At 40.2% G+C, this 19057-nt stretch carries 13 protein-coding genes; 3 read left to right on the top strand and 10 right to left on the bottom strand.

Annotation, left to right across the window (positions count from 1 at the left end; genetic code table 11):
- Positions 1-915, bottom strand: a complete 915-nt coding sequence (locus HWV03_RS05905; RefSeq protein ID WP_211678911.1) for an ABC transporter substrate-binding protein — start codon at positions 913-915, stop codon at positions 1-3.
- 220 nt (positions 916-1135) lie between these two features.
- On the opposite strand from HWV03_RS05905, the gene HWV03_RS05900 reads away from it, so the two are divergent.
- Positions 1136-1669, top strand: coding sequence for a cobalamin adenosyltransferase (locus HWV03_RS05900; RefSeq protein WP_067040562.1), 534 nt, complete (start codon positions 1136-1138; stop codon positions 1667-1669).
- Between the two features lie 211 nt (positions 1670-1880).
- Here HWV03_RS05900 and HWV03_RS05895 read toward each other — a convergent pair whose 3' ends face one another.
- Positions 1881-2516 (bottom strand): alternative oxidase, encoded by a 636-nt coding sequence (locus HWV03_RS05895; protein WP_211678910.1) that lies wholly within the window; start codon positions 2514-2516, stop codon positions 1881-1883.
- 299 nt (positions 2517-2815) lie between these two features.
- Here HWV03_RS05895 and HWV03_RS05890 point away from each other — a divergent pair, with 299 nt between their 5' ends.
- The gene (locus HWV03_RS05890) at positions 2816-3262 is read left to right on the top strand and encodes an Rrf2 family transcriptional regulator (RefSeq protein WP_211678909.1); all 447 of its coding nucleotides are present in this window, start codon (positions 2816-2818) and stop codon (positions 3260-3262) included.
- 98 nt (positions 3263-3360) lie between these two features.
- Here the strand turns inward: HWV03_RS05890 and HWV03_RS05885 are convergent, their stop codons facing one another.
- The 5 genes from HWV03_RS05885 to HWV03_RS05865 form a co-directional block, all read right to left on the bottom strand.
- Positions 3361-5010 (bottom strand): response regulator, encoded by a 1650-nt coding sequence (locus HWV03_RS05885; protein ID WP_255547090.1) that lies wholly within the window; start codon positions 5008-5010, stop codon positions 3361-3363.
- Positions 5011-5247: 237 nt separating this feature from the next.
- On the bottom strand, positions 5248-6342 hold the full coding sequence (locus tag HWV03_RS05880; protein ID WP_211678908.1) for an OmpA family protein: 1095 nt from the start codon (positions 6340-6342) through the stop codon (positions 5248-5250).
- Between the two features lie 682 nt (positions 6343-7024).
- Positions 7025-8959: a 1,4-alpha-glucan branching protein GlgB gene (glgB, locus tag HWV03_RS05875; RefSeq protein ID WP_211678907.1), complete on the bottom strand. Its 1935-nt coding sequence runs from the start codon at positions 8957-8959 to the stop codon at positions 7025-7027.
- Positions 8960-8981: 22 nt separating this feature from the next.
- Positions 8982-11189, bottom strand: coding sequence for a 4-alpha-glucanotransferase (gene malQ, locus HWV03_RS05870; RefSeq protein WP_211678906.1), 2208 nt, complete (start codon positions 11187-11189; stop codon positions 8982-8984).
- Between the two features lie 18 nt (positions 11190-11207).
- Positions 11208-13664, bottom strand: coding sequence for a glycogen/starch/alpha-glucan phosphorylase (locus HWV03_RS05865; RefSeq protein WP_211678905.1), 2457 nt, complete (start codon positions 13662-13664; stop codon positions 11208-11210).
- Between the two features lie 382 nt (positions 13665-14046).
- Here HWV03_RS05865 and malT point away from each other — a divergent pair, with 382 nt between their 5' ends.
- Positions 14047-16758: an HTH-type transcriptional regulator MalT gene (malT, locus tag HWV03_RS05860; RefSeq protein ID WP_211678904.1), complete on the top strand. Its 2712-nt coding sequence runs from the start codon at positions 14047-14049 to the stop codon at positions 16756-16758.
- 65 nt (positions 16759-16823) lie between these two features.
- On the opposite strand, the gene HWV03_RS05855 is transcribed toward malT, so the two are convergent.
- The 3 genes from HWV03_RS05855 to HWV03_RS05845 all read right to left on the bottom strand — a co-directional run bounded on the left by HWV03_RS05855 (position 16824) and on the right by HWV03_RS05845 (position 19032).
- Positions 16824-17147 (bottom strand): hypothetical protein, encoded by a 324-nt coding sequence (locus tag HWV03_RS05855; RefSeq protein WP_211678903.1) that lies wholly within the window; start codon positions 17145-17147, stop codon positions 16824-16826.
- Between the two features lie 422 nt (positions 17148-17569).
- Positions 17570-18361: a PhzF family phenazine biosynthesis protein gene (locus tag HWV03_RS05850; RefSeq protein WP_211678902.1), complete on the bottom strand. Its 792-nt coding sequence runs from the start codon at positions 18359-18361 to the stop codon at positions 17570-17572.
- A gap of 311 nt (positions 18362-18672) precedes the next feature.
- On the bottom strand, positions 18673-19032 hold the full coding sequence (locus HWV03_RS05845) for an Imm51 family immunity protein (RefSeq protein WP_211678901.1): 360 nt from the start codon (positions 19030-19032) through the stop codon (positions 18673-18675).
- Between the last annotated feature and the right edge of the window lie 25 nt (positions 19033-19057).

Genomic DNA, 19057 nt, shown 5'->3' with positions numbered 1-19057 from the left:
TTACTTCTTATATACGGAATGATTAATAAAACGGATCGCATCCACAAAGTACTGACTGTATACACCTCGCAACGCATGCGGCACTTGATAAACACGATTATATTTAATCGCATTCACGGATTGTAATGAAGGATCAGATAACACCTGTTGTTTAAATTGCTCAGCGGTATTTTCATTGCCATATACCCATTCAGGTATAAACAATACATCTGGGTTTAGCAAAATAATCATTTCTTTAGAAACAGGAACTTGGCCATATTTATCCGTCACGTAATCTTTAATAATATTCTCCACATGCGCTTGTTCTAGCAAACCATTCCATGAAGAGTTTTGGCCACTGGACGTTCCCCATGGGTTGTAATCCATACCAGTGAATTTATGCTCTACAGGAATAATGTCTGCTTTTAAGCGTAAACGCATAGTGGCAACAATCTGCTTCGCGGCTTTATTGCGATTAACTATCTTCCCAACCCGTAAAATTTCTTTCTCAATCTCTTGGATATTTTTAGGTGCTTGTAGACGGAAAACAGTAATTCCTGCTCTTTCTAACATACTGAGCTTAGACGCATCACTCCAATTAGCGGCGAATACAATATCGGGACGATTAGCGATAATCATTTCAATATTCAATCCCATTAACGGCACATTCTTAGGTAAACGGTCGATGATTAACGAGTAGTTTGGGTTGTTCGCCAGATCGGTCAAGCTCGACAATGCCGATTCATCAATTAGGTCTAATAACACCGCGTCGGTAAATAATGTTTTTGATGAAATCCGTTGTGGTGGTTTCTCGATGACAATGGGATTACCCAATCCATCCATCAGTGTTAATGGATAGGTAGTATCAGCTAAAGAAGGAAAGGTAACGAGCAAAACGAACATATAAAAAATAGGCTTGAATCGAGGCCAAGGCATGGTAACTCCTGTAAATCGCGTACAAATTTAAACGGTTCACCTCATGTAAATCGTGCTCTTCGTATCTGACTCTGTATACTTGCACGTCTATAATGCTAGTGACACAACACAGTGGCGCGCCCGTTACGGATTTTCACCGTATTCCGAAGATGGCGCGTATTGTACTTGGCTATTACATGATATGGTAGCGTATTCTAAATTTTGATTAAGCGATAACGTCATGACATTAAAAGCATCTGGCAATGTAGGTGAACTTTGCTACCCATTCATTTTTGAAGACAGTCCGTTATGTGACTTTGAGATCTTAACCGATGAGTTATGCACTTATACCGGATTAGCATTATCGCAAGTCACCAACACAGAAGTACGTGAATCACTGGAACGTTTACAGCCCAAAATTTTCAATCTAAATGGCTCTATACGAGGTAAATGTGGGATATTTGAAGAAGACATACAAGCGCTTTTAACCGATCTTTATCACTTTAAAGCCCAAGTCACTGATGATGCCAAACGCTTCGTATTACCAAGAGGCACAGGCCCTGTGATCCAATTGCACCAATGCCGAAGCTTAAGTAAAAAGGTGGTTCGCCAGCTAGTCTTAGTAGACAAAACAGGCAAGAAAATTCCAGATACCCTGCCTCGATTTGCCAATGCTTTAGCTAATTATTACTTTGCTCTGACCCGTGTACTTAATCAAGAAGCTGGCATCGAAGAACCAGAGTACGTGAGTGTTAATTACCCAAAACCAAGATGATGTATAAATATACTGAAGTCTAATTTAAAAAGTTTAAAGGCTACTTTTCTTGGCGTGATTTACCTGAATGTTGTGATTGATAGAATACATTTACTGTCTATTTTTGGATAGGTCGCCATATTACTGACGACCGATTATCACGAAGGAAAGTAACGCAAAGTTTATTCGCTTAATTTACCCTTCACTATTTTTCATGTTTTACTCAGAAAGATCATTGCTGGTGCGCTGGTAAATCATTATTTTCATACGAATCAGCAAATAAATGATTACGATCACGATGTTTGGCTTCATCATTACGTATTTTAACAATAACATCTCGTAGCATGGCATCTGAAGGTAATTGATAATAGTTAATGCCAATTTGTGGTGCAGCTACGTTTTCGACTTCACCAGCATCAATTTTATTAAGGTATTCGGTGTAACTTTTACATGCTTCTTCTTCGAAGTAACCCACAACTCGATGTGCGACCTTAGAAGACAACACATAAATCAAGCTATACACCACAATAAATACAGCTTGGCCAATTAACACTAATGCTCGCTCAATCCAGCTTGGTTTGGCAATATCAATAAATATCATTAGGTGCATTCTCTCATTCTCAGCTTCATTTAGTAGTTCCTGAATCCACCCCTCATCATCTTTCATCCGGCGTAAAGCTTTTAGATGATTAAACATACCAGCGACCATACCGGGAACAGCTGCAATAGTTTCCAAAATTACAGCTCGTTTTGCGTATTTTTTTCCATAAAAAATATTTAAAAGAAACTTAAGGATCTGCGTAATTTTATACGCAATATGCTCATAGAATTTGGAGGCAGTTTTATGCTTTATTTCAAAATCAGACATGGCTAGAACTCTCTTTAGTTTTATTTGTGCATTTTAAATGCACCTTTTATTGTTGCATTTAAAATACACCTTTTATTTGTGATGTTCAACTCTATTTTATAAATAAAATACAAGCATGTTTATTTTAGGAATCGCTTAAACAACAGAAGGGTAACAGCTAAGTAATAGGTCACTAATTTAGTATGAAAAAGGAGTAGAGAAAGAAGCTACATCACTTACGATGGCGATGAAATATTGTATTATGAATACATCTTTATTATCATTACAGAGTCATAATAAATAAATAAACTGGTATGAGCATGCAGCTAACAAATTTCACAGACTTTGGTCTTAGAATCCTAATGTACTTAGCTAAAGGGGACAGGAAGGAACCTATAAAAATAATTGAAATTGCCGAGCAGTTCAATGTACCACGCAATCACCTTATCAAAGTGGCAAACAAGCTCAGCCATCTTGGTTGGGTCGAAACCCTACGAGGCCCTCACGGCGGTCTGAGATTGTCAATTAAACCAGCGGATCTCAGCATCGGAGAAGCCCTTCGCGAACTAGAGAACTGCACAATGCTAATCGATTGCGAAGCTAATGTCTGTGCCCTGCGCAACGGTTGTCAACTGAAAAGCATACTAGGCCTCGGACTCAACGCGTTCTATTGCGAGATGAACAAATACACTCTAGCCGATATAATAGCGGCGCCGACTGGTGGCAAAATCATCGAAATGCATAATAACTACATACGAGCAAGTTAAAGGATGACAACCCCTTAATGTTGTAGATAATGCTGCTTGATGAATTAACCCAATATTTAAGTACATTAGCATAAATACCCCCGACATTATTTATAACGTTATATGTGTAAACTCAGCTTATCGATGGCTACATGAAACAGTTCATGTGTACGACGTTTTTCTTCTGCTGTGGGACGGTTATCATTTTCGTAGATCCAGCCGCAAGATTTAAGAATACTTTCACGTTCATGAATACTGGTTTCTGATTGAGATTCTGAGGGTGTTGCCAATGCCGTTAATTCAATAATCAAACGGCAATTCTTATAATTAAACGGGACGCGATGAAAAGCTTTATAAGCATAGCTGATCGCTTGATTAGCCGCATTTTTTTGACGTTGTGCTTGTGCTTTTTCGGTCAGTATTTTACCTTCTTCTAGACGTTGCTGTATTTCATGTTTGGCACCATCGAGCATCTTAATTTGACTTAACATTAATACATCTTCATTGGTGTTTTTACACAATGTTTGCGCACGTAACATCGAGGCATCATACAAGTCCGGAATACCACACAAGCCATATAACCTTGTAATGTTCAATTCAGTATAAAAATCCACAGTAGGTTTATCAGCAACACTTAATTTATGCACGACAATCAAAGCGTTTTTAATATCTCCATTGATATAAGCAAAGATACCAAGCCCAATTAACAAATTAAACTCAGCGATACTGTCACCTTCAGATTTCGCACTATACTCATGGATTTTATGCTGCGCTTGACTCAATAATTCATCGTGTTCTTGGGTCGATTCAGTATATAAACTTGCGAGTAAAAGTGACACATAAGTATTCATCGCAACGCCGTAGCTATAACGACTAGTACCTTTAACCTTAGTTATGAAGCGCTGAAAACCACCTGCCGCTTTATCATGTTGCTGCAGTGCCGTATACAAATTAGCAAGTATCAGCTCACGATGTGGATTGGCAGGATTCACTTTATGCGCAATATTAAATTCACGAATGGCATCCGGTAATTTATCCCTAGCCATCATGCAATTAGCAAGGCTTTGACGGGCAACTGGTTGACAGGGATGCTTGGTTAATATTGCCTTGAACACATTCTCAGCTTTATCCAAATCACCTAGCGATTGGTAAGTTTGACCTAAACCTATTTCAGACCAGATAGCGTCCGTTTCTTCACAGGACTTTTGATAAAATGCTAAGGCTTCATCATGCCGTTTTAAACGTAATAAACAATCACCATAGATACGATCTATATAATTAACATATTGTATGTTATTGGTGCGGTAGTTATCACATAACTCCAGCGCTAATTGATAATCTTGATTATCCATGGCCGATAATAACGGGGCTATCACGGCTTTACGTACTAATACGCTTTCAATACGATGAATAAACTCTTGTGAGCATAAAGGCTTAAGCAAATAATCATCGGGTTCTAATTCAATAAAATGTGTAACGACAGAAAGTGAACTATCACCAGTAATACAAATGAACACGGTATTAGATGAAATTAATTTTCGCTGTTTAACCTCATCGAAAATAAGCGCGCCATCGATATGATGATTCATATTGTAATCACAGAGAACCACATCATACTGATGTTGAGATAACAAACGAATAGCTTTTAAACTGTCAGTAGTACTATCAATAAAGTCATTCGAAACACCAGCACTATTGAGCATCCAACGCATTAAAGAGATAATAGTGATAGAGTCATCAATGATTAAAAATCTTTTTTTATTTATCATCTACACCCCCAAATCCATTTGAAACATAGTTCTTATTAATATAGTTCTTATTAATATAGTTCAGTGGGTATTTTACAGCAGAAATTATCATTAAAATGTTATGGTTACAGTGTTTTAAACATAAAAACACTAGTATTAATTGATAATACTATATTAAAAAGCCAGCTTTCGCTGGCTTCTAATTTTAGCTCTGTATCTTTAGCTCGAACTAAGCATAGCCTCTATCATTAATGCGCTTTATTTATAGCTAATTTCAGCCATTACACGTCGATTTTCTAAGCGCCCTTCTTTCGTACTATTACTGGCAACCGGTTGTTCTTGCCCATAACCTACCGCAGATACCCGTGAAGTATCAATTCCATACTCATTAATCAGGATATCACGTACTGCATCGGCACGACGTTGTGACAAGGCTTTATTATAAGCTGCTTTCCCACTGCTATCTGAATGCCCTTCTATCACCACATCAGCATTTAAAAACTGCGTCATCAAGTCGGCAACGTCTCTAATTTCATTTTTTGCGGACTCAGGAATAACAGCCGAGTTATTGGCAAAATTAACTTTGAGTTTCATCGATGCGGGTTGTTCTATTACAATTACACAGCCATTGTCGTCAATAGAATCAGTCGACACACTATCAGGACAGTGATCGAGGTAATCTGGGATCCCATCACCGTCACGATCGAGTGCACAACCACTATCATCAACATAAACACCACTTGGCGTATTTAAACATTGATCATTCTTATCAAGGATTGCATCACCATCGCCATCCAGCAATACCACAACAGCAGCAGGTGCTTTACTCTTACGACCAAATGCATAACTCACACCCACAGTAATTAATGAGTCCCAACGTTCCTCGTCCAAACTGTTAATCATCTTAGCTTGTAATCGTGCAGACCATTTATCATTAAAATGATAACGACTACCAACACCGACATTAAGTTGTGTTTCTTTGGTGTCATAGGCTCCTACATCAAATGTGCCATGGCCAACACCTGCATTGATAAATGGTTGCCAATTCCCTATTTCAGGTGTGTAGTAAAGCCCATCAAGCGTATATTGTGCGTTATCTACATCGCCAGAAGATCCGTCAATATCAGAGTTACCATAGAGGTAACTGACTTCTGCACCAAACTTCGGGCTAATAACGTATTCTCCACCAATAACCAATGCAGCGCCGTCTTCAACGCCTAGTTTTGAACCAAACATATGATAACCGACTGCGGGATTTAGATAAGTCGTTCCCGCCTTTTCAGCAAGAGCAGGTTGCACAGATGCGACCATAGCGCACATAATCAAACTTAATTTTCCATTTATATTTTTCATTAACCTCTCCTTGTGTTTAAACAATATTAACTAATAGGTATTGAAAGTACATGGTTTTATTTAAAAATATTTTAAATATAGATAAGTATAAATCAAGTTAGATAAACGTGACGCCCTGTGTCACAAAACAGTGAATACTAGAGGATATAAATACCAATATTGAATAGAATAATGAGGATTAACGTTCACACACAATGGACTAAGTCGCCATACACATAGAATGAGTGAATTGCTACTCCAAAATACATATTTTAATGTCCGAAGGTAAACATGTGTTTAAGCATATAAAATTATATGTATAATAATCGCCATACGAACGTATTAAATAGCACAAGATGGACATTATGATTAGAAAATACTGTAAATTTTCGATAAGTAACCCAAAACTCCATAAGGTGCATATTGCCCTACTAGCGTGTGTTGTTTTTTATTCAGCATATGAGTTATTAGAAAATCAAAATTTGATATTTACTTTAGGTTTTGTGATCATCGTTCCATCATTATTTATACTTGCGAAGTCAGCTGAGTACGCTAGAAAATATTTTCCTTAACCGTTTTGTAGGACATCATTTAACACTACAACCTTCAACGGCATTTTCATTAGATAAGAAGACGAGCAAGGCAAGAAGATTGCTCCCCTTGCCTTTCAATTACATCGATTACTATTCAATTTTCTGCTATTTTAGCTAGCTGGTACCCAACGATAAAATACCGTTGACAGTGGTGGTAATGTTAACCGCACAGACTCGCGAAGTCCCTGACTCTGTACTTTTTCACTCTCAGCACTGCTTACCAGCGGATAATTACTGCCAGCGTAGCATTCAGCATCTGTATTTAATAACAGTTCATAACGACCTGTATTCGGTACACCGAGACGGAAATTATCTCTTGGTATTGGCGTAAAGTTACTGATCACCAAGATACGTTCGCCACTCTCACTAATACGTTCATGTGCTAACACACTTTCGCCTTTATTATCTTGTAAGCGCCATTCAAAACCCGCAGGGTCGCAATCAAGTTGATACAGTGCAACTTCCGCCTGATACAACAGGTTCAAATCTGCAGTCAATTGTTGCACACCCGCATTGTTGGCATGTTGTAGCAACCCCCAATCCAGTTGTCCATCATGGTTCCACTCTCGTGATTGCGCTATTTCAGCTCCCATGAAGTTAAGTTTTTTACCCGGTTGACCATACATATAACCCGTATAAGCACGTAAATTAGCAAATTTTTGCCATTCATCACCGGGCATTTTACCCAATAAAGAACCTTTACCGTAAACAACTTCATCGTGGGATAAGGCTAATACATAATTTTCACTAAATGCATAAACTAACGGGAACGTGATGGTATCGTGATGGTATTTACGGTTAATTGACTCTTCCTGCATGTAGTTTAAGCTATCGTGCATCCAGCCCATGTTCCATTTAAAACCAAACCCTAAACCACCTAAAAAAGTCGGTTTCGATACCCCAGGGTATGCCGTCGACTCTTCTGCAATCGTCATGGCATTAGGAAAATGGTTATAAATCTCTTCATTCATCCACTTTAATACCTTGATGGTATCGTAGTTATGATTGCCGCCATCGCAGTTAGGGATCCACTCGCCATCATTACGCGAATAATCCAGATACAGCATCGACGCGACGGCATCAACGCGAATACCATCGACATGAAATTGCTCTAACCAATACAAGCTATTCGACACTAAAAATCGTTGCACATGATCTTTACCGCAGTCATAAATATAACTGTGCCAGTCTTGATGCCAACCACGTTTTGGGTCGGGATCATTAAATAATGGCGTGCCATCAAAATTCGCTAAACCGTGATCATCTTCAGGAAAATGCGCAGGCACCCAATCGATGATAACGCCAAGGCCCGCTTGATGACACTGATCAACAAAAAACTTAAAATCATCAGGGTGACCAAAACGACTGGTTGGGGCGAATAGTCCAATCGGCTGATAACCCCAAGAACCATAGAACGGATGCTCAGAGATTGGCATCAATTCAACATGGGTATAATGCATTTTTTGCAGATACGGAATCAGTTTTTCCGCTAATTGGCGATAATTTAAAAATTCATCGTTTGTATCTCTCAGCCAAGAGCCTACATGGAGTTCATAAAATGATAATGCTTGTTTGTGCTTTTCGGTGACTGCACGTTGTTGCCATGTATCATCCTGCCATTGATAACTATCTTGCTGATACACCAAGGATGCAAATGAAGGGTACTGCTCTGCATGTGCCCCCCATGGATCGGCTTTATATGGCAAGCTCTTACCATTACTATCCACAATGGCAAACTTATAGCGCTCACCAATGTTTAAGTTAGCAATGAATACACCCCATAGCCCTGCGTCCAATTGACGCAAGGCATGGTCGTTAGTATTCCAATCATTAAAATCACCAATTACACTGACTTTACTGGCATGCGGCGCAAACACTAAAAAACGCACACCCGATACGCGCTGACCGTCGAGCATAAAACTGACACACTGCGCCCCCATCTCTTTGTGCATTAGTTTTGGGGTATGTAATGTTTCCATACTTGGCATCAAGCCAGAATATGCTTCAAGGTTGTGGATCACTGCCACATTTGCAACCAACTGCATTAAAACTTCCTTTCTACTACGATTAGCTGTTCACTGCTTCGCGATGTTCTGCTTCATCACTGGCTTTTGCACGTGCGGCAGTCAACTCTGTAGCTAAATAATTAACATTAGGGCAGCTAAACATGTCATCCAATGTTACTGATAGTTTACGACGCCAGTTCGGGTATTCATCTACCGTTCCCGGTACGTTAACAGGCTTATCCATGGCTAGCCAATCTTCAAGCTGTAAACTTAACAAACTGCTTGAACCTGCTGCTAAATGTAATTGTAAGCTGTTACTCAGTGCTTGGTCCATAGGAACATAATTTGCATTGCGTCCCACAGACTCCGCCAGATTACCGTGCCACGACACACTATTGAGTATTTCTTGTTTCGATTTGCAGCGATCATCAAACAAACCGTCCAGCTGTGCTTGATCTGGATACAGCCCTATGGTTTGACCTAATTTAAGATCTTCACAATGCCAGAAGCCACGTAGTGTCGGCATGTCATGGGTACACAGTGTTGCCATTGATTGCGGTTGGTAATGGGCCGGTGAAAAATAGCCACCATCTTCTGCGGTTTCAAAAAAGAAGACTTTATAAGAATGAATTCCCGCGTCACTTAACAAGCTCACGATCTCATCAGGCACAGTGCCAAGATCTTCACCAATCACAGCACACTGATGACGATGGCTTTCTAACGCCAAAATAGACAGCATATCCTGAACCGGATAATACATGTAAGCGCCAGATGTGGAACTTTCACCTTTGGGGATCCACCACAGACGTAGCAGCCCTAATACATGATCTATCCGCAAAGCACCACAATGCTGCATGTTGGCACGTAATAATTGAATAAAGGCATCATAACCCGTGGCTTTTAATTGCGCTGGATTGAGCGGCGGCAAGCCCCAGTTCTGCCCTAAAGGCCCTAATACGTCAGGTGGTGCGCCAATGCTAACATCTTGACACAAAGTACCTTCATCAGCCCAAACTTCAGCACCACTATCAGCGACCCCAACCGCAAGATCACGGTAAAGACCCATGTTCATGCCTTGTTCTAATGCGAATTTTTGTACATCAGCTATCTGCTCATCCGCAACCCATTGCAAGTACATATAACGTTGGATAGCGGACTGGTTTTGCTTAATAAATATTTGTACTGCATCGCTATTAATATCACCCAATTCAGCAGGGAATACTTGCCAGCCCCACACACTTTCATCTTTATCATGTAGCTGTTGATGTAGGGCATCGAAGCTTGCTTGATGTAATAAGCTATTCCCACCTTTCGCCACGAATGCTAAGAAATTTTGTGCTCGAGTGCTATTCGTCGCCAAATGACGTTGTTGGAACTCGCTAAATAACAGCGGTAACACGCTCATTTTTAAACGTGAAACTTCACTATAGTCAACCCACTCAGTGGCACGAACAGCATGTAAATCTTGCTGGAACTCACTACTACCAACACGTTGTTGGGCAGCTGAACACAATGCAAATTCAGGCACTGCAGTCACATCTATGTATAACAGGTTTAACCAGCGACGTGATGACGGGCTGTATGGACTCGCGCCTTCGGGATTAGCTGGGAATAAAGAATGAATAGGATTTAAACCAACAAAATCACCACCACGCGCGGCAATATCAGCCACCAACTGTTTCAGGTCACCAAAATCACCGATACCCCAGTTATGATCGGTTTTCAAAGTATACAACTGCACACTTGGGCCCCAAGACTTACAGCCTTGTTCAATCGAGGGTTGTTTGTAACACGCTTTGGGCGCAATGATCAGCGTCATTTCGTAAGCCGATTTACGACGACGGCGTAATACTTGTAATTTGTGATAGCCCAAAGCAAGATCATTGGGTAACGAAAAGGTAAGTACCCCGCCTTCGTCACGGGTATCGGCAACAATTTGCGATTGCAGATAACCTTCAACAACCTCACCTTGTTCCGTTTCAAGCTGCCAGCTAAAATCACTAACTCGCGCGCTTTGACCCAAATTCAAATCAATATGAATAGGGTCACCATCTTTAACTACTTTTACAGCCGCTAAAATTGGTGTTTGGTGCTTTTTATCAGCTGACGCGAGTAGTGTTTGTTCCGATTTAGTATCGTAGCCTAGCGCAGCTAATAAACGTGTTAGCGTGTCATCGGAGACGACTTCATTGTTACCCCAAGCATTGGTATAGCTATCTGCGATACCTGCTTGTTCAGCAACTTTTTTCAGCACATTACTTTGTTCCATTTTATCCTCCATGAATACTTAACGACTAACCGCGTTTAATTGCCAAATGTTGTTAGCATAATCACGAATACTACGATCAGAGCTAAACTTACCATTACGTGCTGTATTTAAAATTGCCATTTTTGCCCAGCCCTGTGGGTCACAATATTGCTTATCAATACGTGCTTGTGCCTGCTCATAATCAGCGAAGTCCGCCAATACTAGATATGGGTCTCCGCCTTCTAACAGGCTATGACGTGTGGCATTCAGTAGTCCAGATTGACCTGGCGTAAATTCATCACCCGCCAGCAGTTCCAGCGAAGCACGTAATAAGTGATCAGCGTCATAATAATCGTAAGGGTTATAACCTTGAGACTGTAGTGTTTTCACTTCATCAACGTTAAGACCAAAGATAAAGATGTTGTCATCGCCCACTTCTTCACGGATCTCAACATTGGCACCATCCATCGTCCCGATCGTCAACGCACCATTCAGTGCCATCTTCATATTACCGGTACCCGAGGCTTCTTTACCCGCCGTTGAGATCTGCTCAGATACATCCGCTGCCGGGATAATAATTTCAGCTAAGCTGACGCGATAGTCTGGCAAAAATACTACTTTTAAGGTACCACCAATTCGCGGGTCATTGTTAATCTTTTCTGCGACCTTATTAATCGCAAAGATAATTTCTTTAGCTAACTCATATCCTGGTGCCGCTTTTGAAGAAAAAATGAACACTCTTGGTTGCATAGTGAAAGTGGCATCGTTAATTAAACGATGATACAAAGATAAGATATGCAGTAAATTAAGGTGCTGGCGTTTATATTCATGCAGACGTTTTATCTGTACATCAAAGATGGCATCAGGATTAAGGGTTATATCCATATGTTCAGCAACCCAATCTGCTAGGCGTTGTTTATTGGCTTTTTTAACGCGCATAAAGTCAGTTTGGAATTCACGATCATCCGCAAATGATTCTAACTGTTTTAGCTGCTCTAGATTTCTGATCCAACCCGAACCAATTTTGCTGCTAATTAGATCGGACAGTAGTGGATTACAGAACTTCAACCAACGACGTGGCGTTACACCATTAGTCACGTTATGTAACCGTCCCGGGAACAACTCATTAAACTCGGGGAATAAATCACGCTTCACTAACTCTGAGTGCATAGCTGCGACACCGTTAACGGCATACGTACTTGCTACACATAAATTAGCCATACGAACACGACGTTCACCACCTTCTTGAATAATTGAAAGCTTACGTAACTTATCCACATCACCCGGCCATTTATCTGCAACAGCCCCCATCAGACGTAAGTTAATATCAAAAATGATCTCCATATGACGTGGTAACAACGTCATCATTAAGTTCTCACCCCAGGTTTCTAGTGCTTCAGGTAATAAGGTATGGTTGGTATAAGCAAATGTTTTTGAGCTAATCGCCCATGCGTCATCCCAACTTAGTTTATGTTCATCAAGTAAGATGCGTAATAACTCAGGAATGGCAATCGTTGGGTGGGTATCATTAAGTTGAATAGACTCTAGCTTAGCTAAATCCATAATCGAATGACCCGCGGCTTTATGACGACGTAAAATATCAGCCACAGAACAAGCACAGTGGAAGTACTGCTGCATCAAGCGTAGTTCTTTACCTTTGTCATGATTATCATTTGGGTATAGCACTTTGGTGAGATTGCCTGCCTGAATATGGCTTGCTTGTGCTGCAACATAATTACCTTCATCGAAGCGGTTCAAATTAAACGGCGCTGGTGCACGACATTCCCATAAACGCAGTGGATAAACAGAATTATTATTGTAACCAACAATCGGTAAATCCCACGCCATGCCTTCTACTTGTAAACCCGGAACCCAACGACGTTGACTGATACCATCACGATCTAAATACTCTTCTACATGACCATAAAACCCGACGTTTTGCGCCAGTTCAGGGCGAATAACTTCCCAAGGGTAACCTGTTTCATCACGCCATTCATCCGGTGCTTCTTGTTGACGACCATCATTAAAACTTTGCTTAAATAAGCCATATTCATAATGTAAGCCATAACCTACCGCAGGATATTCTTCCGCTGCCAGTGAATCCATAAAACAAGCAGCCAGACGACCTAAACCACCATTACCTAATGCTGGATCACGCTCTTCTTCTAATAAATCAGTGAGGTTTTGACCAAACTCAGCCATTGCTACTGTGACTTGTTCATACAAGCCCATGCTAATAAGGTTATTACCAGTAAGGCGGCCAATAAGGAACTCTAATGAGAGATAATTAACGCTGCGGGCATTTTTTATCTTGGTATCTTGTTCTGTCGCAAGCAAATTCATCGTCGTTGTTTCAGCTAGCGCATACTCCATCGCTAAGCGCCACGTATGTGCACTCGCTTGCGCTGGTAATGTCACTAATTTTGTCGTTAAGTATTTATTAACGGCGGCTTGGAATGCTGTTTTATCAAAGCTTTTGTTTACTGTCGATTTCATCTTACATCCTAATGCTAATGCTACAGGTTCAAAGTTAAAACTAAATAAATTTTCAATGAGATGAATCTTGCCTTAATGCGTAAACAGCAACATCCTCCTGCATTGATAAATTAAAGGAGGAGTGGTTTAGGCGTAGACACATCTATTTCTAGGCTGGCGTGCGAGTAGCCGTGATAGAGTTCGCAGTTTATGGGGGAGGATGAACGAATTTAAGTGATTTTAGTCGCATTATCACCACATCTAAATGTAACAAAATGAAACAAGTTATAACCCTATCACCGTTTTTAGCATCTGGTTTAGTTATTATATAAGTATTGATAATAAAAATAAAAATCAGCAAGACGCGACCTCGCCTTTATACTCTGACAAATAAGAACAGCTTATGTGGATAACATCAAAATTAAATCGCCCAACTCGCTTACACAATTCAATCTCTCGCACCCGTATTTTAGGTCATCTTCAAGACGCAGCATTTAATAAATTAGTCTTATTTCGTTCACCTGCAGGTTATGGTAAAACCACCATGGCAGCACAATGGCTCAAAGACAACAGCCAAGTAGGTTGGTTTAATATCGATGAAACCGATAACGATACATTTCGTTTTGTGAACTATTTTATTCAAGCCATTAATAAAGTCACTGAGCAAGCCTGCATCAATTCTCAAGCATTGGCCGAACGTCGCCAATATAGCTCGCTGCCTAATTTATTTAGTGAACTGTTTGCCGAACTAACAAACTATAAAAGTGAGTTTTATCTGGTCTTAGATGACTATCACTGTATTAACAATGATGAAATCCATGAAGGCTTACGTTTCTTCCTTAAATACATGCCAGCGAACTGCACGCTAGTCGTCACTAGTCGTACTTTACCACCCCTGAATACCGCAAACTTGCGTATTCGCGATCTGCTTATCGAACTCGACAGTGAATTATTAGCGTTTGACGACCAAGAAATTATACAATTTTTTGAACAACGTATTGGCTTTAACATGAGCGATACTGAAATCCAAAAATTACAACAGAAAATCGAAGGCTGGCCATCGGCATTACAATTAATCGCCCTGCAAGTAAAACAGAAACAACACAGTGTGGCCGAATCGACGGAGTGGATCTCACAAATCAAGCAATCCCACCTGTGGGACTATTTGGCTGAAGAAGTATTTGATTTATTAGATAAACCCTTACAAGTATTTTTAATGCAATGCTCAGTCTTTACCATTTTCAATACCAGTTTAATCACTGAGTTCTTTGATAATGAAGCGGCAAACAACTTATTAGAATCATTAGATAAGCACGGGTTATTTTTACACTCCCTCGAAGGCGAACAGAATTGGTATCGGTTTCACAACTTATTTTCTGATTTTCTTAAACACCAACGCCATACCAAGCTTGCACAGAGCAGCAAGCAATTACATAAAGACGCAGCGCGCGCTTGGTTAAAACACGATAACCCCCAACAAGCACTGTTTCATGCCCAACGTGCTAAAGACAGCACGTTAACCGCCGAGATCTTATTAGCACACGGTTGGCACATGTTTAATCAGGGTGAGTTAGCCAATTTAGAAACCACCATTGGCCAGCTGCAACCGGATACCTTATACCAAAGTCCCCACCTGCCGTTATTACGTGCTTGGTTAGCCCAAAGCCAACACAGTTATAATCAAGTTGGTGATTTACTCGCGCAAGCATTAATCGAATTAAAACAGCGTAATATTGAGTTAACCTTAACCCAACAAGGCGAATTTAATGCCCTGCGTGCACAAGTAGCAATTAACCAAAACACCCCAGAACTGGCATTACAACTGGCTGAAAATGCCCTGGAACAGTTAGATCCCCGTAATTATCGCAGCCAAATTGTCGCGACCTCGGTGATTGGTGAAGTCAACCATGTACTCGGCCACTTAGACCGTGCATTGGCCATGATGCAACAAGCAGAGCGCATGGCGCGCCAGTACCATGTTTACCCGCAAGCATTATGGTCGCTGTTACAACAAAGTGAGATTTTAATTGCCCAAGGCCATATTCAATCCGCGTTTGAATTACTCGACAGTGCAGACCAATTGGCTGACAAACAACATCTTCAGCAACTGCCCTTGTATGAATTTTTACAACGCATTCGTAGTCAGATCTATTGGCGTTGGAATCATTTAGATCTTGCAGAAGAGTTCGCCCATAAAGGGTTAAATGTGTTACCTAAATATTGTCAGTCCAAATATTTACAATCGTATGCCATCTTAGCGCGCGTACACATATCCCGTGGAGAACTGGATAAAGCAGGTCGTTATATCGACTTGTGTGGCGAGCTTATCGATCAGTCCGATTACCATGCAGACTGGATAGCCAATGCTAACTTTTCGCAATTGTTATACTGGCAAGCTAAAGGGCTGAACAGCCAAGTTGAGCAATGGTTGCAACAAAGCCAACCCGTCGCAGACAATGCCTGTAATCACTTTACGCAGAGTCACGGTCGTAATCTGGCACGCGCTTATATGTTAACGGAGAACTATAGCCAAGCACTCCAGATCTTCGATCATTTACAACAGGCGGCAACGCGTCATCAACTGGTTTTCGAACAGCAAAAAAATGCTACCTTGGAAGCCGTGTTCTACAGTCAATCCGGTGACCAAACACAAGCGTTAGACAAGTTAAAAACCGCACTGACATTGGCAAATACCACCAGCTCAATTTGCGATTTCTTGACTGATGCCAAAGTGATTGCAGAATTACTTAACGGCTTATTAAAACAAGGTAATATGGCCGAGTTAGAACGTTATCGCGCTGAAAAGCTACTTGCTGAAATGTCGATAAAACGTCACAACCGCGCGATTTATTTTGATAAAGACTTTGTGCATAAGCTATTGAACAATCACAACCTGCCAGAACTAATCCGCACCAGCCCACTGACACATCGTGAATGGCAAGTACTTGGCTTGATTTATTCTCGTTACAGCAATGAGCAGATCTCGATAGAGTTAGATGTCGCGTCCACGACCATCAAAACCCATATTCGTAATCTGTATCAAAAGTTGAATATTGCTAATCGTAGAGAGGCGATTGAAACTGCTGAGAATTTATTGAAGATGATTGGCTATTAGTACTAGCAAGAGATGACTTACATGCTAGCAGTCGATGTCAATATCGTACTGTTAGCATCGAACTATTAGCAGAGCAGCGTTAACATTTTGTCTATGGTTGTTAAACTAATCCCCCCCATCAGCTCAGGATCTGCTAGCGCATAAATATAGCCGTCAATCTCGCTGTAATCCAGTTCATCCCGACACTCTATAAAATTAGCCCAAAGCTCTAAATCATCAGCCGAGATCACGCCCGACATATACTTGGTTAATACTACTATCAGCGCGTGACTATCGACGCTAATCACTTCAAAACTCGGATCCCAACCAAACTTAGCCAGAGCCGTAACCGCAGCGTCTCGCTGTTCACCAAAGGCTATAATCTGTTGCAGTGCTTGTTGTCTATTCATTATTACAACCATTCTCTGTGCTGATGACATGTTAAATACATGCTTTCTGATGGGCGTTAATGTAAACAATCTAGCGGGATAAATAAAGGCGAATATTAATAGTCTCTAGCGCGGTCGAATTAGCCATGAGCCGGTAACGTTACGTTTTATTTTTCTAAAGTTGACTTCAAGTTTTGGTACATATTTGACCACCTAACGGTAATAATAATCAATATCACATAGACTTGTGCAAATATTTAGTTCATTAGAGTGGGGATATGAAAAATCACTCCAATCGCGCTTAGTGCTATTGCACTAAGCCATAACTGAAATGGTTTAGTGCTTATTTTCAAAGGGTATAATTCGCATTACTGGAAATATAACTTAATTTAGATTAACGCCCTGTTAGGCGTTTTTAATAGTTTCCTATAAAATAATAACCATTAAACCGTTATTTTTCCTTCTAAGTATTGAACAGCTTTACCTGAAATATAAACCTTATCACTTTCAACACTGCATATTAATTTTCCACCGCGCTTAGATGCTTGATAGGCAACGAGTTCAGGTTTATTTAATTTATCAGCCCAATATGGTGCTAAACCGGTATGAATAGATCCAGTTACCGGATCTTCATCCCCACCATTTGCAGGCCAAAAGTAACGAGAAACAAAATCATACTCAGTAGATTTAGATGTAACGACTACATCATAGGGGGCAAGTTGTTTTAGTAGTTCATTGTTATGTTCAACTGAAAGTACATCACTTTCTTGTTCATAAACAACGAAATATGCTTGGTCATTTAATAGCACTTCTATTGGCTTAATTGATAAACCGTTCAATAAGGCTAATGGTACATCATTAATGACTTCAGGTTTCCTATTTGGAAAGTTCATTCGGATATAGCCAGTATCTGTCTCTGTAACCGATAAATTCCCAACCGCTTCAGCAAAAAAATTTATCGTTTTTAAGTCGTTATTTTCAGCAAAGATTACAAATGAGGCGGCAAGAGTTGCATGCCCGCAAAAATCAATTTCTGTTATAGGTGAAAACCAGCGTATTTCATAATGTTGGCTATCGACTTTTTTGACGAATGCCGTTTCTGACAAATTATTCTCAACAGCAATTGATTGCATTAGCTCAGGTGATAGCCAGTTTTCAGTAATAATTACAGCGGCAGGGTTACCTTTAAAAGTAGCATCAGAGAATGCGTCTATAACATTAATTTTTAAATCCATTTTAGAATTACTCCTTAGTATATAATTGCTTTATACGCCCGACTCAACTACCGGGGACTATTAATATATGTACTACGTATTGTTAGTCGAATGTCACTCAAGGTACCGTATCTCTTGTCGCGATGCACTCATGTTCGAAACACGTTAATGTAAAAATCGAGCGCAAAAAAACCAGCGGACAGTACGTCTTAATCAAATAAAGAGTACATCATCTGCTGGCTTTCGTTATATAAAAACTATTACAAGGATACTGTTGCATAGCGACTGCTAAGGTATAGTTATTAACGTTTAAATCAGGTACACCTTAGGTATCAGCTAGGTTTACTTATAAATTCGGGTTCAAATTCGTACTGAGCATAACGGGCAATACATGCATCTAATAAATCATCATCATCATAAAATTCAAAGACCATATCAGCAATTGCATGCAATGCCTCTTTGTCTTCACTGTGAATGCTAAACATCAGCGTTTCATCACCAAATGTCAGTTTTTCTAACAAACTTGGATTCTTTTCTGAAAGCATATTTTCTAACAGCAACGCCCAATCTTCACCATCTCCTAAAAAATCGTGAGACTCAAAAGCTTTCCATTTTAAATCACTTAGTTTTAGGCTGTGATCGTGATTGAAAGTTGAAAACAAAAATGGATGGTAAACATTTGCTTGCTTCATAATATCTCTCTAATATGATGGGAAT

Source organism: Moritella sp. 36 (assembly GCF_018219415.1).
Lineage (GTDB): Bacteria > Pseudomonadota > Gammaproteobacteria > Enterobacterales > Moritellaceae > Moritella.
Note: the sequence above shows the minus strand (reverse complement) of the source record. Positions and strands in the feature narration are given on the sequence as shown.

What these genes read in the sequence shown, in the direction of transcription:
- HWV03_RS05905 (WP_211678911.1), bottom strand. Translation starts at nt 915, where the DNA reads ATGCCTTGGCCTCGATTCAAGCCTATTTTTTATATGTTCGTTTTGCTC.
- HWV03_RS05900 (WP_067040562.1), top strand. Translation starts at nt 1,136, where the DNA reads ATGACATTAAAAGCATCTGGCAATGTAGGTGAACTTTGCTACCCATTC.
- HWV03_RS05895 (WP_211678910.1), bottom strand. Translation starts at nt 2,516, where the DNA reads ATGTCTGATTTTGAAATAAAGCATAAAACTGCCTCCAAATTCTATGAG.
- HWV03_RS05890 (WP_211678909.1), top strand. Translation starts at nt 2,816, where the DNA reads ATGCAGCTAACAAATTTCACAGACTTTGGTCTTAGAATCCTAATGTAC.
- HWV03_RS05885 (WP_255547090.1), bottom strand. Translation starts at nt 5,010, where the DNA reads ATGATAAATAAAAAAAGATTTTTAATCATTGATGACTCTATCACTATT.
- HWV03_RS05880 (WP_211678908.1), bottom strand. Translation starts at nt 6,342, where the DNA reads ATGAAAAATATAAATGGAAAATTAAGTTTGATTATGTGCGCTATGGTC.
- glgB (WP_211678907.1), bottom strand. Translation starts at nt 8,959, where the DNA reads ATGCAGTTGGTTGCAAATGTGGCAGTGATCCACAACCTTGAAGCATAT.
- malQ (WP_211678906.1), bottom strand. Translation starts at nt 11,189, where the DNA reads ATGGAACAAAGTAATGTGCTGAAAAAAGTTGCTGAACAAGCAGGTATC.
- HWV03_RS05865 (WP_211678905.1), bottom strand. Translation starts at nt 13,664, where the DNA reads ATGAAATCGACAGTAAACAAAAGCTTTGATAAAACAGCATTCCAAGCC.
- malT (WP_211678904.1), top strand. Translation starts at nt 14,047, where the DNA reads ATGTGGATAACATCAAAATTAAATCGCCCAACTCGCTTACACAATTCA.
- HWV03_RS05855 (WP_211678903.1), bottom strand. Translation starts at nt 17,147, where the DNA reads ATGAATAGACAACAAGCACTGCAACAGATTATAGCCTTTGGTGAACAG.
- HWV03_RS05850 (WP_211678902.1), bottom strand. Translation starts at nt 18,361, where the DNA reads ATGGATTTAAAAATTAATGTTATAGACGCATTCTCTGATGCTACTTTT.
- HWV03_RS05845 (WP_211678901.1), bottom strand. Translation starts at nt 19,032, where the DNA reads ATGAAGCAAGCAAATGTTTACCATCCATTTTTGTTTTCAACTTTCAAT.